This is a genomic window from Paenarthrobacter sp. NPDC089675 (assembly GCF_044749185.1).
Lineage (GTDB): Bacteria > Actinomycetota > Actinomycetes > Actinomycetales > Micrococcaceae > Arthrobacter.
The window spans coordinates 63,288-80,940 of sequence record NZ_JBIVHM010000007.1 but is presented as its reverse complement, the minus strand read 5'-3'; the positions used below and the strand labels follow the sequence as shown (position 1 = coordinate 80,940).

The 17,653-nt window shown below is 64.6% G+C and carries 19 protein-coding genes; 16 read left to right on the top strand and 3 right to left on the bottom strand.

Features of this window, described 5'->3' with window-relative positions; genetic code table 11:
• The first annotated feature begins 51 nt into the window (after positions 1–51).
• From ACIPY2_RS15565 to ACIPY2_RS15545, 5 genes are all read left to right on the top strand, one after another.
• Positions 52–1,035, top strand: coding sequence for a bifunctional riboflavin kinase/FAD synthetase (locus tag ACIPY2_RS15565; RefSeq protein WP_400267291.1), 984 nt, complete (start codon positions 52–54; stop codon positions 1,033–1,035).
• 158 nt (positions 1,036–1,193) lie between these two features.
• A complete protein-coding gene (rpsO, locus tag ACIPY2_RS15560) occupies positions 1,194–1,463 on the top strand; it encodes a 30S ribosomal protein S15 (protein ID WP_144663024.1) in 270 nt (89 codons plus the stop codon).
• Between the two features lie 240 nt (positions 1,464–1,703).
• On the top strand, positions 1,704–3,953 hold the full coding sequence (locus ACIPY2_RS15555) for a polyribonucleotide nucleotidyltransferase (RefSeq protein WP_400267290.1): 2,250 nt from the start codon (positions 1,704–1,706) through the stop codon (positions 3,951–3,953).
• Between the two features lie 75 nt (positions 3,954–4,028).
• Complete coding sequence (locus tag ACIPY2_RS15550; RefSeq protein ID WP_400267289.1) at positions 4,029–5,378, top strand: M16 family metallopeptidase; 1,350 nt, start codon at positions 4,029–4,031, stop codon at positions 5,376–5,378.
• Between the two features lie 88 nt (positions 5,379–5,466).
• Complete coding sequence (locus tag ACIPY2_RS15545; RefSeq protein ID WP_400267288.1) at positions 5,467–5,928, top strand: DUF1579 domain-containing protein; 462 nt, start codon at positions 5,467–5,469, stop codon at positions 5,926–5,928.
• 3 nt (positions 5,929–5,931) lie between these two features.
• On the opposite strand, the gene ACIPY2_RS15540 is transcribed toward ACIPY2_RS15545, so the two are convergent.
• Both ACIPY2_RS15540 and moaA read right to left on the bottom strand, forming a co-directional pair.
• Positions 5,932–6,198: a MoaD/ThiS family protein gene (locus ACIPY2_RS15540; protein WP_400267287.1), complete on the bottom strand. Its 267-nt coding sequence runs from the start codon at positions 6,196–6,198 to the stop codon at positions 5,932–5,934.
• Between the two features lie 4 nt (positions 6,199–6,202).
• Complete coding sequence (gene moaA / locus ACIPY2_RS15535; protein ID WP_400267286.1) at positions 6,203–7,330, bottom strand: GTP 3',8-cyclase MoaA; 1,128 nt, start codon at positions 7,328–7,330, stop codon at positions 6,203–6,205.
• Between the two features lie 104 nt (positions 7,331–7,434).
• Here moaA and ACIPY2_RS15530 point away from each other — a divergent pair, with 104 nt between their 5' ends.
• From ACIPY2_RS15530 to ACIPY2_RS15490, 9 genes are all read left to right on the top strand, one after another.
• Positions 7,435–8,232, top strand: coding sequence for a response regulator transcription factor (locus ACIPY2_RS15530; RefSeq protein WP_400267285.1), 798 nt, complete (start codon positions 7,435–7,437; stop codon positions 8,230–8,232).
• Positions 8,219–9,409 carry a sensor histidine kinase gene (locus tag ACIPY2_RS15525; RefSeq protein WP_400267284.1) on the top strand — a complete coding sequence of 397 codons (1,191 nt, stop codon included), beginning with the start codon at positions 8,219–8,221 and terminating at the stop codon, positions 9,407–9,409. Before ACIPY2_RS15530 ends, ACIPY2_RS15525 begins: the two co-directional genes overlap by 14 nt.
• Positions 9,406–10,968 carry a molybdopterin-dependent oxidoreductase gene (locus ACIPY2_RS15520; protein WP_400267283.1) on the top strand — a complete coding sequence of 521 codons (1,563 nt, stop codon included), beginning with the start codon at positions 9,406–9,408 and terminating at the stop codon, positions 10,966–10,968. Before ACIPY2_RS15525 ends, ACIPY2_RS15520 begins: the two co-directional genes overlap by 4 nt.
• 65 nt (positions 10,969–11,033) lie before the next feature.
• Positions 11,034–12,260: a gephyrin-like molybdotransferase Glp gene (glp, locus tag ACIPY2_RS15515; RefSeq protein WP_400267282.1), complete on the top strand. Its 1,227-nt coding sequence runs from the start codon at positions 11,034–11,036 to the stop codon at positions 12,258–12,260.
• Complete coding sequence (gene moaC / locus ACIPY2_RS15510; protein WP_400267281.1) at positions 12,248–12,784, top strand: cyclic pyranopterin monophosphate synthase MoaC; 537 nt, start codon at positions 12,248–12,250, stop codon at positions 12,782–12,784. The genes glp and moaC overlap by 13 nt, the downstream gene beginning before the upstream one ends.
• On the top strand, positions 12,781–13,281 hold the full coding sequence (locus ACIPY2_RS15505; RefSeq protein WP_400267280.1) for a MogA/MoaB family molybdenum cofactor biosynthesis protein: 501 nt from the start codon (positions 12,781–12,783) through the stop codon (positions 13,279–13,281). The genes moaC and ACIPY2_RS15505 overlap by 4 nt, the downstream gene beginning before the upstream one ends.
• A complete protein-coding gene (locus ACIPY2_RS15500; RefSeq protein ID WP_400267279.1) occupies positions 13,271–13,726 on the top strand; it encodes a molybdenum cofactor biosynthesis protein MoaE in 456 nt (151 codons plus the stop codon). Before ACIPY2_RS15505 ends, ACIPY2_RS15500 begins: the two co-directional genes overlap by 11 nt.
• Before the next feature lie 41 nt (positions 13,727–13,767).
• Positions 13,768–14,526, top strand: a complete 759-nt coding sequence (gene dapB / locus ACIPY2_RS15495) for a 4-hydroxy-tetrahydrodipicolinate reductase (RefSeq protein ID WP_400267278.1) — start codon at positions 13,768–13,770, stop codon at positions 14,524–14,526.
• A gap of 4 nt (positions 14,527–14,530) precedes the next feature.
• Positions 14,531–15,019 (top strand): hypothetical protein, encoded by a 489-nt coding sequence (locus ACIPY2_RS15490; RefSeq protein WP_400267277.1) that lies wholly within the window; start codon positions 14,531–14,533, stop codon positions 15,017–15,019.
• On the opposite strand, the gene ACIPY2_RS15485 is transcribed toward ACIPY2_RS15490, so the two are convergent.
• Positions 14,995–16,230 (bottom strand): heparan-alpha-glucosaminide N-acetyltransferase domain-containing protein, encoded by a 1,236-nt coding sequence (locus ACIPY2_RS15485; protein WP_400267276.1) that lies wholly within the window; start codon positions 16,228–16,230, stop codon positions 14,995–14,997. The two genes, ACIPY2_RS15490 and ACIPY2_RS15485, sit on opposite strands and share 25 nt — an antisense overlap.
• Before the next feature lie 99 nt (positions 16,231–16,329).
• On the opposite strand from ACIPY2_RS15485, the gene ACIPY2_RS15480 reads away from it, so the two are divergent.
• Together ACIPY2_RS15480 and dapA are read left to right on the top strand one after the other, a co-directional pair.
• The gene (locus ACIPY2_RS15480; protein WP_400267275.1) at positions 16,330–16,674 is read left to right on the top strand and encodes a hypothetical protein; all 345 of its coding nucleotides are present in this window, start codon (positions 16,330–16,332) and stop codon (positions 16,672–16,674) included.
• Positions 16,675–16,732: 58 nt separating this feature from the next.
• Positions 16,733–17,644: a 4-hydroxy-tetrahydrodipicolinate synthase gene (gene dapA / locus ACIPY2_RS15475; RefSeq protein ID WP_400267274.1), complete on the top strand. Its 912-nt coding sequence runs from the start codon at positions 16,733–16,735 to the stop codon at positions 17,642–17,644.
• Positions 17,645–17,653 lie beyond the last annotated feature (9 nt).

Sequence of the window (17,653 nt, the reverse complement as noted above, 5' to 3'; positions counted from 1 at the left end):
CGCCGGATGGTTGCCGGATGCAACGTGAATCAGCAGTAAAAGGCGAGGTTGATGGTCCACACTTGGAACGATCCCACCGAAGTCCCCGGGGACTTCGGCCCAACAGTCGTTACCATCGGGAACTTTGACGGCGTCCATCGGGGCCACCAGCATGTTCTTGCGCAGTTGACGCAGACCGCCAGGCGGCACGGTATCCCCGCTGTGGCGGTCACCTTTGATCCGCACCCCGCCCAGGTGCACCGGCCCGGATCCGCGCCCGAACTCATCATGGGCCTCCAGGACAAGCTTGATGCCCTTGGCTCGGCAGGCGTCGACGCGGTGCTGGTCATGAAGTACACCCTGGACCTTGCCGCCATGACGCCGTACGAGTTCGTCAACGGCATTCTCGTGGAGAGTCTCCACGCCGCCCACGTAGTGGTAGGGCACGATCTCCGTTTCGGGGCCGGCAACGTGGGAGACGTCGACACCATGCGGGAACTGGGGGAGCAGCTGGGCTTCAGCGTCCAGGTGGTCAACGAATACGGGGCCGGAGGATTCCCGGTTCACGACGACGGCGATACCGACCGCCGCTGTTCCTCGACCTGGGTGCGCGAAGCCTTGTCTGAAGGTGACGTGGCCACGGCTGCCGCTATCCTGGGGCGTCCCCACCGCATGCGCGGCGAAGTGGTTCACGGTGCAGCACGTGGCCGCGACCTCGGTTTCCCCACCGCGAACCTCGCCCACGATTCCACCGGATATGTTCCCGCCGACGGCATCTACGCAGGCTGGTTGATCGACCAGAACGGCACACGATGGCCGGCTGCCATCTCCGTCGGTTCCAACCCGACCTTCGACGGTGTCAGCAGGCAGGTGGAAGCCCACGTCATTGACCGTCCCCGGGAAAAGGTGGAGGACTTCGACCTCTACGGGCAGACTGTTGCGGTGGAATTTACCCAGCGGCTGCGGGGCATGGTGGCCTATCGGGGCCCCGAAGCCCTGGTAGAGCAGATGAACCTAGACGTCGCCCAAGCCCACGAGCTTCTAGCCCGGGACTAGCGCTTTTCGACAACACTGCCGGCCTCCCGGTAAACTGATGAATGGTTCCGGCCGCAGTCCGTGGCAGCTGGACCTGTTTTTGTGTGCGGCGACGCACCAAAGGCAACCCGGCAGCGAAGCGCTGCATCGGGAAGCACGGCACAACTCTAGGAGTTCACGTGGCACTTGACGCCGCTGTAAAGCAGTCCATCATCAAGGAATACGCAACCTCTGAAGGCGACACCGGTTCGCCCGAGGTCCAGGTTGCAGTCCTGACCCAGCGGATCAAGGATCTGACTGAGCACATGAAGGAGCACAAGCACGACTTCCACACCCAGCGCGGTCTCCTCGCACTGGTTGGTCGCCGCAAGCGCATGCTTTCCTACCTGAAGGACACCGACATCGCCCGCTACCGTTCGCTCATCGAGCGCCTCGGCCTGCGCCGCTAGTCTGCCTTTTGGGGCGGCCCGGTCCCTCGCGGAACGGGCCGCCTTCTTCACCAACAACTAAACACAGGAATCAACCGCATCGCGCATTCGCGGTCCTCGGTAGTGATTCCCGGGATGGGCATCGGAATTGATGCAGCCCGTGGATCTCGATCGATGACCGGGTGTCGTACAGGCCAGTAATAAAGAAGGGGCCTGGGTTGATGCGGCGGACTTCCGCCAACAGAAACGGAGGTGACTCTCATGGAGGGTCCCGAAATCCAGTTCTCCGAAGCCATCATCGATAACGGCCGCTTCGGCAAGCGCGTTATCCGCTTCGAAACCGGCCGCCTCGCCAAGCAGGCCGCCGGCGCGTCGATGGTTTACATCGACGACGACACCGCCTTGCTTTCGGCAACCACCGCGGGCAAGCAGCCGCGCGAAGGTTTCGACTTCTTCCCGCTGACGGTCGACGTCGAAGAGCGCATGTACGCTGCCGGCCGCATCCCGGGTTCGTTCTTCCGCCGTGAAGGCCGTCCTTCCACCGAAGCCATCCTGGCTTGCCGCCTCATGGACCGCCCGCTGCGTCCGGCCTTCGTCAAGGGCCTGCGCAACGAAGTCCAGATCGTGGTTACCGTACTGGCCATCAACCCGGATGAGCTGTACGACGTCGTTGCCATCAACGCTTCTTCCATGTCCACCCAGCTTTCCGGTTTGCCTTTCTCGGGCCCGATCGGTGGCGTCCGCGTCGCACTCATCGCCGACGAGCAGGGCTCCCAGTGGGTGGCTTTCCCGAAGCACTCCCAGCTTGAAAACGCCGTCTTCAACATGGTGGTGGCGGGCCGCATCGCAGGCGACGACGTCGCCATCATGATGGTTGAGGCAGAAGCAACCGACAACTCCTGGAACCTCATCAAGGAACAGGGCGCAACAGCCCCCACCGAAGAGGTTGTCTCCGAGGGCCTCGAGGCTGCAAAGCCGTTCATCAAGGCACTGTGCGAAGCCCAGGCCGACCTCGCCGCCCGCGCCGCCAAGCCGACGGTCGAATTCCCCGTGTTCCTGGATTACCAGGATGACGCCTACGCCGCAGTGGAGGCAGCCGCAGCCGACAAGCTCGCCGCCGTCTTCCAGATCGCTGACAAGCAGGAACGCGACAACGCGTCCGACGCACTCAAGGACGAGGTCCTTGGTGCCCTCGCAGGTGACTTCGAAGGCCGCGAGAAGGAACTCTCCGCCGCCTTCCGTTCGGTCACCAAGCACGTGGTCCGCCAGCGCATTCTCAAGGACCAGATCCGCATCGACGGCCGTGGCCTGACGGACATTCGCCAGCTCACCGCAGAGGTCGAGGTTCTTCCCCGCGTTCACGGTTCCGCCATCTTCGAGCGCGGCGAGACCCAGATCATGGGTGTCACCACGCTGAACATGCTCAAGATGGAACAGCAGATCGATTCCCTCTCGCCTGTTACGCGCAAGCGCTACATGCACAACTACAACTTCCCGCCGTACTCCACCGGTGAGACGGGACGCGTCGGTTCCCCGAAGCGCCGTGAAATCGGCCACGGTGCCCTCGCCGAGCGTGCACTCGTGCCGGTTCTGCCCAGCCGCGAGGAATTCCCGTACGCCATCCGCCAGGTGTCCGAAGCACTGGGCTCCAACGGCTCCACCTCCATGGGCTCCGTGTGCGCTTCGACGCTCTCCATGCTCAACGCAGGTGTGCCGCTGAAGGCACCTGTTGCGGGTATCGCCATGGGCCTCGTCTCCGACCAGGTTGACGGTCAGACCCGCTACGCGGCCCTGACGGACATCCTCGGTGCCGAAGACGCATTCGGCGACATGGACTTCAAGGTTGCCGGTACGTCCGAGTTCGTCACAGCCATCCAGTTGGACACCAAGCTCGACGGTATCCCCGCGTCTGTCCTGGCGGCAGCACTGAAGCAGGCCCGCGAAGCACGCCTGCACATCCTCGAGGTCATCAACGCGGCGATCGACACTCCGGACGAGCTCTCCGAGTTCGCCCCGCGCGTTATCGCCGTCAAGATCCCCGTGGACAAGATCGGCGAGGTAATTGGCCCCAAGGGCAAGATGATCAACCAGATCCAGGAAGACACCGGCGCCGATATCTCCATCGAGGACGACGGCACGGTCTACATCGGCGCCACCAACGGTCCGTCGGCCGACGCCGCACGTTCCGCGATCAATGCCATCGCCAACCCGCAGGTTCCCGAAGTTGGCGAGCGCTACCTGGGCACCGTGGTCAAGACCACCACGTTCGGTGCGTTCGTCTCCCTTACCCCGGGCAAGGACGGCCTCCTGCACATCTCCGAGCTCCGCAAGCTGGCCAACGGCAAGCGCGTGGACAACGTGGACGATGTTGTTTCGGTCGGCCAGAAGGTCCAGGTGGAGATCACCAAGATCGACGACCGCGGCAAGCTCTCCCTCTCCCCGGTTGTTGCCGAGGAAGAAGGCGCTTCCGAGGACGCTTCCGCCGAAGTTGCCGAGGCATCCGCAGAGTAGTCTGCAAGCAGTACCCTGAAGGGGCCGGTGGGCTGTATGGTCCGCCGGCCCTTCCGGCTTATCTGAAAGGTTTGAATGACTGTCGTACCCTTGCCGTTGCAGCAGACGCTCCCCGGTGGCGAATTGATCCATGGTGCCGAGGGAGGCTCCGTTGTGCGGCGTTCGGTGCTGCCCGGTGGCGTGCGTGTCCTCACTGAGGCGATGCCCGGTCAGCGTTCGGCCACGATCGGCTTCTGGGTGGCAGTTGGTTCACGGGATGAGGCCGAGGGCCAGCACGGCTCCACGCATTTCCTTGAGCACCTCCTTTTCAAAGGAACCAAGCGCCGGACCGCTCTTGAGATCGCCTCCGCCTTTGACGAGGTGGGCGGGGAATCGAACGCAGCCACGGCCAAGGAGAGCACCTGCTACTTTGCCCGTGTCCTGGACACTGACCTCCCCATGGCCATCGACGTCATAGCTGACATGATCACGGGCGCCGTGCTGGATCCGGCAGAGCTGGAGCAGGAGCGTGACGTGATCCTGGAGGAAATCGCCATGGACAGCGATGACCCCACCGATGTGGCCCACGAGAAGTTCGTCCAGGCGGTGCTTGGCAGCCACCCGCTGGCGCGTCCCATCGGCGGTACCCCGGACGCCATTAAGGCTGTTGCCCGTGATTCCGTGTGGGAGCACTACCAGCGCTACTACCGTCCCGAGGAATTGGTCATCACCGCCGCCGGCGGGCTGGACCACGACGTCGTCTGCGAGCTCGTGCAGAACGCACTGGAAGCAGCCGGCTGGAAGCTCCACCCGGATGCAGCCCCTGTGGACCGGCGACCATCCGAAAGGGCCATCATCACCGGCACCGCCGGACTGCATGTGGTCAAGCGCCCCGTGGAGCAGGCGAACATCATCATGGGATGCCCCACCATCGTTGCCACGGACGACCGCCGCTTCGTGATGAGCGTCTTGAACGCGGTCCTGGGTGGTGGAATGTCTTCCAGGCTCTTCCAGGAGATCCGGGAGAAGCGTGGTCTGGTCTACTCCACCTACTCGTTCACCGCGGCCTACGCCGATGCCGGATACTTCGGCATGTATGCCGGCTGCACCCCGTCCAAGGTCCGCCAGGTCTTGGAACTGCTGGGCGTGGAGTTGGACAAGCTGGCTGCGGAAGGCATCACCGCTGAGGAGCTGCGGAAGGCCGTTGGCCAGCTGAGCGGCGGAATAGTCCTTGCCCTTGAAGACACGGGTTCCCGCATGTCCCGACTGGGCCGGGCCGAGCTGGTCTCCGGCGAATTCCAGGACATTGACGAGACCCTGGCAAGGATCAAGGCTGTCACAGTGGAAGACGTGCAGGAGCTGGCGCGGGAGTTGGCGGCAGCGCCGCGAACCATCACTGTTGTTGGGCCGTTCGAAGAGGACGAAACCTTCGGGCTCAAGGCGTAGCTGTCCAAACCTCTGGACTGGAAGCTGTCAGCAGGGCAGCATGATTTCACGATCATGCTGCCCTGTCCTTTACCCTCCGGAGGCGCTCATGGACCAGCCTGCCGCGGGGCCGGCGGCCGAGGTGTTGCGGCCGTTCCTTGGGCGCTGGCGCGGATTCACTGAAATCGCTTCTTCGCCGTGGGGTCCTGCCCGCACGGCCGAGGCGGAGGTGACATTCACCGTGGTTGCCGGCGGCCACGCCGTCGTCCAGAGCTATCACCATCGGGAATCCGACGGAGCGCACCTTGAAGGCCACGGCATGTTTACGGTGGACGCCGCCCACGGCGGCACGTTTTGGTATTACGTGGACAGCATCGGACAGACGCCACCGGCACCTGTGCGCGGGCACTGGAGCGAAGGGACACTAAGTTTCGAACGGCGGACCCACGATGGCACGGTCCGCCACAGCTTCACGTTGGAAGGCGGTGTCCTGGTGCACACGGCGGAACTACGGCTCGAGGGGAAGCCCGCATTCAGTCCGCTGCTGAGGAGCGTGTTCAGGAAAAACTGAGCATCAGCCGCCTGCAAAGGGCGGAAGGACGTCGATGACGTCATTGGCGCCAAGGGGAATCGAATGGTCGCGCACGGCGACCTCGTTCCGCAGGAAACTGCTCCGGGCCACAATCCTGGCCAGCGCCGGCGTGCCCTCCGGCGGCTGCGGACGCTCGACGGCGAGGGCAGCTTCCAGCAAAGCCTCCAGGCTGGTGCCTTCCGCCAGGGTGTGGTGTTCTTCTTCCACTCCCGCGGCGGCGCGCGCGGCAGCGAAGTAACGGATAAGCAAGGTTTCAGCCTCCGATAGCGCTCATGCTGCGGTCCGGCTGCACAAAGTCGGGTGCACCCAGACCGGTGTGGTCCATGCCGTGGGCCTTGGGCTTGACCCACATGGCGTCCTGCCATCGTTCTGCAAGCTGTTCATCCGTGGCACCCTCGCGAAGCAGGCCCAGGAGATCGAATTCCTCGTGCGAGAAGAGGCAGCTCATGATCTTGCCTTCGGCAGTGATGCGGGTACGCCTGCAGTCCGAGCAGAAGGGTTCGGTGACGGACGCGATAATCCCCACCGTGCCCAGCACGGGGCCCGAGCCACCACCGGAAGCTGCCTCCCGGCGTCGTACTTCAAAACGTTCGGCGGGCGCGCCGTCACGTTCGCGCGGATCGGGGGTCAGGGCGAACCTTTCGGACAGGAGTTCGCGGATCTCGGCCGCAGTAATCATGTTGCGCCGGGTCCAGCCGTGGTCGGCATCGAGGGGCATCTGTTCGATAAAGCGCAGTTCATAGCCACGGTCCAAGGCCCAGGCCAGGAGGTCGGGGGACTCGGAGTCGTTGATTCCACGCATCAGCACGGCATTGAGCTTGACCGGGCCCAGTCCGGCGGCCCAAGCGGCGTCCACTCCGGCGAGGACACGGTCCAGGAAAGGCCGGCGGGTGAGCTTGGTGAAGGTTTCCTCGTGCAGGGAGTCCAGGGACACATTGATGCGACTCAACCCCGCCGCCTTCAGCGCTGTGGCCTTCTTGTCCAGTCCAACAGCATTGGTGGTCATGGAGATGGGCAGGTCGGGGTGGGCGCTGCGAAGGGCGGCGATGATGTCGACCAGATCGGCACGGACCAAGGGCTCGCCGCCGGTGAGCCGGAGTTCCCGGACTCCAAGGGCGTCCACTCCGATGCGCACAATGCGGACTATCTCGTCCTTGGTCATGACGGCCTGCTTGGCCAGCCACTCGAGTCCTTCGGCCGGCATGCAGTAAGTGCACCGGAGGTTGCACTTGTCGGTCAGCGAGAGGCGCATGTCCGTGGCGCGTCGGCCGTACCGGTCCAGGAGCCCGGCGGGCGTGCCGGCCGGACGCGGTGGCGGAACTGCGCCCGTCCCGGTTTCGCTTCCGGAAGGAAGCGCCGGCATGCCTAGCTGAACACTCATATATTAAGGCTACGTCACACCGGCGTGATCTGTGACACCGGCGCTTTCCCGTCCCACGGTTCGGACCTTGCCCCCGGATATGACCCCGGCAGAGTTCTTACGGAATGGAGACGCTTGGGGCCACAGGACCCTTGGCGGGTGCCGCGTCTCCAGTGCCAACCTATGCTGAAAATGTGAGCACACAAGCGGCAACATCGGAGCCCGGCAACCGGAGGATCCTCCTGGTGGAGGATGAACAGACGATCGCCGGAGTGGTGCGGGATTATCTCCTCAAAGCCGGGTTCCAGGTGGACATCGCCGGAGACGGTTTCAGCGCACTCAAACTGGCCGCATCACGGCAGCCGGACCTCGTGCTGTTGGACCGCATGCTCCCGGGCCTGGACGGCGTGGAAGTTTGCCGCAGGCTGCGGCAAAGCATGACCGTTCCAGTGATCATGCTCACGGCCCTGGGGACAGAGGACGACCGCATTCTGGGCCTGGAAGTCGGGGCGGACGACTATGTCACCAAGCCTTTCTCCCCGCGCGAACTGGTGCTGAGGGTGAAGTCGGTCCTGCGGCGCAGCGTCAAGGAGTTCACGCCGGAGCCCACCGTGGAGGTCTCCGGGTTCGTGCTGGACCCGGCTTCAAGGACCGTCACCCACCACGGATCACCGCTGTCGCTGACGGTGCGTGAGTTCGACCTCCTGGCGTTCCTCTTGCGCAGGCCGAACCAGGTCTTCAGCCGGGAGGAACTCATCAAGGCTGTGTGGGGCTGGGACTTTGGCGACCTCTCCACCGTGACGGTCCATGTGCGCCGGCTCCGGGAAAAGATCGAGGACAATCCCACCAGGCCCGAACTGCTGAAAACGGTCTGGGGCGTGGGATACAGGTTCGATTCGGGGGATGCCCATGCAAGGCAATGAACTGGCAACCATCCTTGCCTGGGTACTCCTGTGGGCCGTCCTCATCGGCACCTGCACCCTGGTGCTGCTCCGAGCGCTCCGCCGCGCGTCCGTCCTGGCGCAGATTTGCTTGGTGGTAGTGGCCACCGTTGCAGTCCTGGTGGCGGGAATGGTCAGTGCCTTCAACGCCATGTTCATCTCAGCAAGGGACCTTGAGGTCATGTGGTACATCCTCGCCGTGGCCTCGGCGGTCGCTGTCGCGTTGTCCCTGATGCTCGGTGCCGGTGTGTCGAAAAACGCTGCACAGCTGGTGGACGCAGCCAAGCGGATCGGCCGGGGCGAAACACTGGAACGCCGCAATGAGGGCCTGAAACCGGCTCCGGCGATGACGTCGGAACTGGCCGCGCTGGCCCAGGAACTGGAAGCCAGCAGTTGGAACCTTGCCAGATCCCGGGAACGGGAAGCAGCCATCGAAACGGCCCGTCGGGAGCTTGTTTCGTGGATCTCGCACGACCTTCGTACGCCCCTTGCCAGCATGCGGGCCATGGCGGAGGCCCTGGAAGACGGCATGGCGTCGGACGTGCCGGGGTACTACCGCAAGATCATTGGACAGACCGAGCAGATGACAGCCATGGTCAACGACCTTTTGGAACTCTCCAAAATCCAGGCTGGCTCGCTGCAACTCCGCGCGGAGCCCCTGGACCTTTATGACCTCGTCAGTGATGCGTTGTCCGACCTCGCGCCCCTTGCTGGCCAACGCGGCATCACCCTCGACGGCGGCGGCGACCGCGAAAGCATGGCCGTCGCCGACGGGCCCAGCGTTGCGCGGGCTGTCCGCAATGTACTGCTCAACGCCATTTTGTACAGCAAACCGGACACTGATGTGCGCGTCACCGTGGGACGCAACGATGGCCACGCCGTGGTGGCGGTCCAGGACCGTTGCGGCGGAATTCCCGACGTCGACCTTCCGCATCTGTTCGAGACGGGCTGGCAGAAGGACCAGTCGCGGGGGAGCGCGGATGACTTCCAAGGCAAGTACAGCGGGGCCGGAATCGGGCTCAGCATGGTTGCCGGCATCGTCAAGGCGCACGGGGGAGCGGTGAACGTGGAAAACGTCGACGGCGGCTGCAAGTTCACGCTCTCGCTCCCGGCAGGCAGGGGTGCTTCAGGGGGCCACCCCATGGGAGGGACGTCATGAACAGGGTCCGATGGTGGGCAGCGCTCGCCGGCGTCGTCGCAGGCGGTACGGGAATCGCCGCCGGGGAACTGACGGCAGGCTTCTTGAGCCCGCTCGTCTCGCCCGTGACGGCCTTGGGAGGAGCGGTCATTGACGCTGTCCCGCCCGGAGTCAAGGAAGTGGTGATCCAACTCTTCGGCACCTCGGACAAAATCGTGCTGGTGGCCTCGATCATTCTGGTCGCCGCCATCCTTGCGGCCATCGCAGGGGTAGTGGAACACCGGCGAAAAGGGTGGGGGCTGGTACTTGCGGGCCTGGCAGGCGTTGCGGGGCTGACCGCGGTGCTGACGCGCGCCCAGTCGACACCGCAGGCAGGCTTTGCGCCGATCGTCGCCGTGGTGGTAACCATGCTGCTGCTGCGTGCATTGGTGCGCCGCCTGCAGGCCTGGGGTCCGTCCGATCCAGCGCAGCCAACTCCACCAGATGCAGTGGGTCCGGCTGAACCGGCGCCGCTCGCACGGCGAAGCTTCATGAACGCCTTGGCGGTGTCCTCCATTGCGGCGGCGGTGGCAGGAACCGTCACCGCCGTACTGACACGCGCCACCGCCGTCGCCTCAGGTTTTCGCGGTTCCCTGACCCTGCCCGCCCCGGCAGCCCCTGCCCAGGCCATCCCGTCCGGCGCGTCCCTGCCGATTGACGGGATCAGTCCCTTGGTGACTCCAAACGCAGACTTCTACCGCATCGATACAGCGTTGACCGTACCTGCCATCGATCCGCCGTCGTGGAAGCTCCGCGTAACGGGACTGGTTGAGCGGGAAGTCGAACTGGACTTCGCCACGCTCCTGGCCAAACCCATGACGGCGCGGCACATCACCATCGCCTGCGTGTCCAACGAAGTCGGGGGAGACCTGATCGGAAACGCCCTCTGGCTCGGCTGGCCGGTCAGGGAACTCCTCGCCATGGCAGGTCCGAAAGCCGGGGCGGACATGGTGCTGTCCACGAGCAACGACGGCTGGACGGCGAGTACGCCGCTTGAAACCTTGACCGATGACCGGGATGCCTTGCTCGCGGTCGGCATGAACGGGGAACCGTTGCCCCTGGAACATGGATTCCCGGTCCGCATGATTGTTCCCGGTCTCTACGGATTCGTCTCCGCAACCAAGTGGCTCACGGAACTGAAAGTGACCCGCTTCGCCGACCAGAAAGCCTACTGGTCAACCCGGGGCTGGAGCGACCACGGACCCATCAAGACGCAGTCCAGGATCGATGTGCCCCGCAACGGCCGGACGGTCAAAGCAGGCAAGGTACAGTTTGGCGGCGTTGCCTGGGCCCAACACCGGGGCGTCTCCCGGGTGGAGCTCCGCGTTGACAGGGGCAGCTGGCAGGAGGCCACCTTGGCGGCAGGCATATCCAACGACACTTGGTACCAGTGGCAACACACGGTTGACCTCGCAGCCGGCGACCATGAGGTGCAGGTGCGGGCTACTGATTCCAGCGGCCGCCCCCAGACCGAGGACAGGGCACCGGTGGCGCCGGACGGTGCCACCGGTTACCACACCATCAGCGTCAAAGTGTCGTAAAGCCCTACTCTGGGTAGGTCCGCAATTTCGGCGGACGCCATGCCCGACTACATAGGAGGACCAGCATGCCCAGATCTGTTGCCGCCCACCGTGGCGCCGTGGTGGAGCTGTTGACCCGCCAAGTGGCCGCCAAAGGCACCGAGGACGTGCCGCTGATGGCGGCCCTTGGCAGGGCGCTCGCAATGGACCTGCACGCTCCGCTGTCCCTGCCTCCGTTCGCCAATTCCCAAATGGACGGTTTCGCCGTCAACTCGGCGGACATTCCCGACGGCGGTGCGCAACTGAGCGTGGCGCCGCCGGTGCCGGCAGGAGCGCAGCCGCAACCCCTCGAACGGGGTTTTGCGGTTCCCATCATGACCGGGGCCATGATTCCCGACGGCGCCGACGCCGTGGTGCCCATCGAAAAGGCGCTCCCTTCCACCTTTCCGGCTCCGGATGCCCCGGACACCACTGTCCGGCTGCCGGCGGTGAGCCCGGGAACGTTCGTCCGGGACGCGGGAAGCGACATCGCCGAGGGCCACCCGGCACTCACGGCAGGTACGTACCTGGGGCCGGCCCAGCTCGGCTTGCTCGCGGCATTCGGCTTGTCCTCGGTGAAGGTTCGCAAACCGCTGCGGGTCCTCCTGGTGACCACCGGCGATGAAGTGGTGGAGCCCGGGGCGGAGCTGGCTGCGGGCAAGATCTATGACTCCAACGGGACCCTATTGGAGGCCTCGATGCGGCAAGCGGGACTGGACGTTGTCCGGACAGGCATCTCCGACGACGATCCCGCAGCCCTCCGCCGTACCCTGCAGGAGTACGTCCCCCACGCCGGTTCCACAGCCGAGGCGGTGGACCTGATCGTCACCACGGGCGGGGTAAGCAAAGGCGCCTACGAAGTGGTCCGGCAGGCCATGGAGGGCGAGGAAGCCGACTTCATCCCGGTGGCCATGCAGCCCGGGGGACCGCAAGGGATCGGCCGTTTCCAGGGCGTCCCCTTCCTTGGCTTCCCCGGCAACCCGGTCAGTTGCCTGGTGTCCTTCGAAATGTTCCTTCGTCCGGCATTGTCCGCAGTCCTTGGGACGCCCCTGCCCAGGCCGGCGACGCGCGCCCGCCTTGCCGCGCCTTTGACATCCCCCGAGGGCAAGCACCAGGTACGGCGGGGCAGTCTTTCCGGCGAGGTCTTGCGAATGGAAGGCGGTCCCGGCTCACACCTGGTCCATGCGCTCGCGCGCTCGAATGCCTTGGTCCAGATCCCCGCCCACGTCACGGAACTCCCCGAGGGCGCCGAAGTGGAAGTATGGGTACTGTGAACCAACCTTCCAACGAACCGGGCGTCCTAACCCACCTGCGCCAGGACGGGACCGCCCAGATGGTGGACGTGTCCGGCAAGGCAGTGACCACCCGCGAAGCCACTGCTGCCGCCACCGTCCGCAGTACCGCCCACGTATTGGCGCTCCTCGGCGCGGGCGAGCTGCCCAAAGGCGACGCGCTCGCAGTGGCCCGGGTAGCCGGCATCATGGCGGCCAAGAAGACTCCCGAGCTGGTGCCGCTCTGCCATCCGCTCCCGATTTCCAAGGTCACAGTGGACTTCGAACTCGGAACGGACTTCGTCGACATCCGGGCCACGGTCAAGACCCGCGGAGTGACCGGCGTTGAGATGGAAGCCCTGACCGCCGCCTCAGTGGCAGCCCTCAGCGTTTACGACATGATCAAGGCAGTGGACAAACACGCGGTCATCACGGACATCCACGTCCTGGCCAAAAGCGGCGGAAAAAGCGGTGACTGGAGCATCAACGGCCCGTCTGCTGAAACGCCGGACGGTGCACCCGCATGAGTGCCTGCGAGCCAAACACACACTCCCGGAAGGCCGGAGTCGTCATCGCATCCACCAGGGCGGCCGCAGGAGCCTACCCCGATGAGACGGGACCGGTGATCCTGGACTGGCTGACGGAACACGGCTTCGAACCCTTCCCCACGATGGTGGTTCCGGACGGCGAACCCGTGGGAGCGGCTTTGCGGGCGCTCCTGACGCAGCAGCCCGCCGTCGTCATCACCAGCGGCGGAACCGGACTGAGTCCGGACGACCGCACCCCCGAGATGACGCTGCCCCTGCTCGACCGCGAGATACCGGGCATCATGGAGGGGATCCGCAGGGCCGGTGCCGCCAAAACGCCCATGGCCATGTTGAGCCGTGGCCACGCGGGTGCGGCCGGAAAGACATTCATCATCAACCTGCCCGGTTCACCCAAGGGAGTCATGGATGGCCTGGCCGTCCTGGACCCGGTGATCGGGCACCTTTGCGAACAATTGGAAGGAAACCATGGTCACTGAAACAGACTTCGAAGTTGTCAGCGCCGTGCTCAGCGCAGAGCCCATTTCCGTTGACCAGGCCATCGCGGCTGTCGACTCGGATACCTCCGGCGCGGTGGTCAGCTTCAGCGGCGTCGTGCGGAACCACGACGGCGGCAAGGCAGTGGACCGCTTGAGCTACAGTGCCCACCCCACCGCGCACGGTGTCATGTCCGACGTCGTGGCCAAGCTGGTGGCCGAGCACTCCGGTGAGGCCACGCAGCCGGTGCGGATTTGGGCCGCCCACAGGGTCGGGATGCTTGAAGTCGGCGACCCGGCCCTCGTCTGTGCCGTGGCTGCCGCGCATCGCGGCCAGGCCTTCGCGGTCTGTTCGGAACTCGTGGACCGGATCAAAGCCGAGGTGCCCATCTGGAAGGAGCAGTTCTTCAGCGACGGCACCGTTGAGTGGGTCGGGGCCGGGGAGTAACGGTTCCTGTTGCCGGCCGCCCCGACGGTAGGCTTAACGGCATGACCGAACAACTTGCCGTAGCAGTGCTGGGCGCCCACGGGCGCATGGGAATTGAAGCCGTAAAGGCTGTTGAAGCAGCCGAAGACATGAAGCTCGTTGCCGCCCTCGGTCGCGGCGATTCCCTCGAGACACTGCTGGATGCAGGCGCACGGTACATTGTGGACCTGACGGTTCCCGACACCACGGAAACCAATGTCCGGTTCGCTGTGGAGCACGGAATTCATGCAGTTGTGGGAACAACCGGTTGGGACGCCCAGCGGCTCGATTCGCTGAGGGAACTGCTGGCGCAAAAGCCGGACACCGGCGTCCTGATTGCGCCGAATTTTGCCCTTGGCTCCGTGCTGGCTTCGGCGTTCGCTGCCAAGGCCTCCCAGTACTTCGAATCCGTGGAGATTATCGAATTACACCACCCAAACAAGGTGGACGCACCCTCCGGCACCGCTGTACGCACCGCGCAGTTGATTGCCGAGGCACGGGCAGCAGCCGGTGTGCCCGCCAGCCCTGACGCAACCGAGACGGCCTTGGAGGGCGCCCGTGGCTGCGATGTGGAGGGCGTCCGCGTCCACAGCGTGCGCCTCCGCGGCCTGGTGGCCCACCAGGAGGTACTGTTCGGTGGTCCCGGCGAGCAATTGACGCTGCGCCACGACTCCTTTGACCGTGCTTCCTTTATGCCCGGCGTCCTTCTGGGCCTGCGCAAGGTTGCTGCCCACCCGGGGCTCACCGTGGGCCTGGACGGCTACCTGGATTTGGGGCTTTAGCATCATGGGAAATCTCTGGCAGGCCTTCAAGAAGAACCGGACCAAGATCTGGGTTGCCGCCATCACGCTGCTGCTGGTGCTGTACCTGGTTGTTTCGCTGCAGCGCTCGGTGCTTCTGTTGGGCGACCCCAACCTGGTGGCAAAGGGCATTGGCGCCGCATATCTGGTGTTGCCCGTGGTTGGTGCCTGGGCGTTGATCCGTGAGCTGCTTTTTGGTGCGCGCACCGAGCAGATGGCAAAAGTCCTCGAAGCCGAGGGCGGCCTGCCCGTAGACAATCTTCCCCGCACACCCGGTGGCAGGATTGTCCGCGCTGCAGCGGACGCCGAGTTCGAGAAGTACAGGGCTGAGGCGGAGGCTGCGCCCGGGGACTGGCGCTCATGGTTCCGGTTGAGCTGCGCCTACGACGCATCCGGAGACCGGAAGCGCGCCCGTGCCTCCATGCGCGATGCCGTGAAGTTGTTCCGCGGTCAGCCAACTGCTGCCGGGCGGTAGCTACCCAGTCGGGCTGCCTGGTGTGCAAACCACTCCAGTGGCCCCCGGCGTCGCAGCAGCGCAAAACAGACCCCTATGGCCACGGCTGCCAGGGCTTGGGCCCAGAACATTCCTTCCGCTGTCCATCCTTGGGGGAGTGGCTGCCCTTGGAGGCTTGCAACGATCCACACATGGACTGAATACAGTGTCAGCGTCATGGCTCCCGGGCCGCTGAGAAACACCAGAAAGTTGAACCTGGCACGCGCCGCCGCTTTTCCCAGCAGGAGGAACAATCCCGTGGCGGCTGCCGCTGTCCCGCTGGTGTGCAGCAGGTCCAGGGTTGTTCCGGCATGTGGGGACGCGGTGGCGAGCCACCACCATGATCCCGTTTGCCGGAGGCCGGTCAGGTTGACCTGGAGCATGCTTTCCAAGGGATAACCGCGTGTTTGCGGTAGGGCTTCCAGCGCCATCCTTCCGCCCAACCACTCCATGGCCAGGGACCCTGCCGCTTTTGATGCGAGGGCGACCACACTCCCGATACCTGCCAGCAGAAGTTGGGTCCGTGTCTTTGCCAGGGACAAGCGACCTATGGCCAGCCCGATCAGCAGGTACCCGATCCACTGAAAAACGGGGTAGTAGCCCGTGAAGAAAAGGTCCGCCATGAGGCGCCCCGGAGCGGAGAGGTCCTCTGTTTTGGGGTTGTGGCCCAGTTGCAGGGCAGGGGTTGCATCGAGGAGTGCGGACCGCACCGGATAGGCCAGTTGCGGCGCCAGGGGCACCCACGCCGAGGCCCAGACAAAAAGCGCCCTTGCCCTTAGACCCAGGAAGGGCAGGATGCAAAGGAACAACACCCCGTAGTGGACCAGGATGATGGCGATATTGACTTCCAGCCCGCCCAGTAAGAGTCCGACGGCGGCAATCACCAGCGCGCGCATCGCAACTGAACGCCGGGCGGCCCATAGATCCGCTCCCTGCAGGGGTTCCTGTTTGCCAGTGGCCAGGGCCAGGCCGACGCCGGCCAGGACCGCGAACAGGGCGGAGGACCTGCCGGAGAAAGTCAGGCCGATCCAGGTGGGAGCCCACTGAGGGGCCGGCCCGAACGTCGGCAGGAGGTGCGTTGCCATCATGCCGATGAGGGCAGCACCCCGTGCCGCGTCGATACCGGTCAGCCGGACAGGGACTTTGCTTCCCCGGGGACGGTCCCTGGTTGGCACGGTCTCTGACGAAGTCATATTGTGATCGTCTCATGGCGGGCTGTGGGGGCCTTGTGCACGGAGTATTTCATGGGCAGGGGCCTTGTGTTCGAATATATGTTCGAATAGCATGACTGCATGAACGATGCTCCCAAAGCCTTGGACGGCCTCGGCCCCATGAAGGCCATGAGCCCCGGTGTGGTCGATTTCCTTTTCAGCAGGCTCGTGACGGGTGAGTCGCCCGAGGACCATCAGTGGCGCAGCGAGGGAGTGGTTCTCGGTGAGCAGGTCCCCGGTGCCGAATTGGCGAGGCGGCTTTCAGAGACGGATCTGGAGGCGCTGACGCCGCTCGAGTTGTTCGAGTATGTCCGCGCCTCACAACGGTTGGTCGCATGGGCGGAGCATCTTAAGGAACAGGCTGTGGCGCACTATTGCTCCGGCGAGCCTGCCAGGGCCGAGGTACGGCCCGGGCGCAGGGGATGACGACCGTCACGCGGCCCGCATTCCCGTAACGGGCGCCGGACAGGGTAACGTTTTTCCTATGTCTGACTCGCGCGCCCACATTCCCTCACTTGGTACCCTGCTGACCGCCATGGTCACTCCGTTCACTGAGGATGGCAAGGTCGATTACGATCAGGCCGCGGCGCTGGCAGAGAAGCTTGTGGCGGACGGCTGTGACGGCCTCGTGGTCACAGGCACCACGGGCGAGACTTCCACCCTCACTGACGAGGAAAACCTCGGCATGTTCCGCGCCGTGAAGGAAGCCGTCGGTGGCAAGGCCGTGATCATCGCGGGCACCGGCACCAATGACACCGCCCACTCCGTGCACCTTTCCCAGCGCGCCGCAGAGGTTGGCGTTGACGGTCTCCTGATCGTCACCCCCTACTACAACAAGCCCAGCCAGGCGGGCGTTCGGGCCCACTTTGAGACGATCGCCTCCGCCACCGACCTGCCGGTCATGCTCTATGACATTCCCGGCCGCTCATCCATCGCCATCGCGCCGGAAACCATGATTGCGCTGGCCAAGCACCAGAACATCGTGGCAGTGAAGGACGCCAAGGCCGATTTCGCTGCCGCCACACGCGTCATGGCCGAAACCGATCTGGTGTTCTATTCCGGCGACGACGGCCTCACCCTCCAGTGGATGGCCTTGGGCGCCGCCGGCCTCGTGGGCGTCACGACGCATGTGGCCACCAGGCGTTTCCGCGAACTCATTGACGCAGTCAACGCCAGCGACCTCGCCACGGCGCGGCGCATCAACTTTGAATTGGAGCCCGTGGTGCGTGCAACCATGACCCGGGTCCAGGGCGCAGTAGCCGCCAAGCAGATTCTCAAGTGGCAGGGAGTCCTGCCCAACTCGGTTGTCCGTTTGCCCCTCGTGGAGCCGGACCAGGCCGAGATCGACACCATCCGCGGGGACTTGGCGGAAGCCGGAATGGACTTCAACGTCTAAGCCGGATCC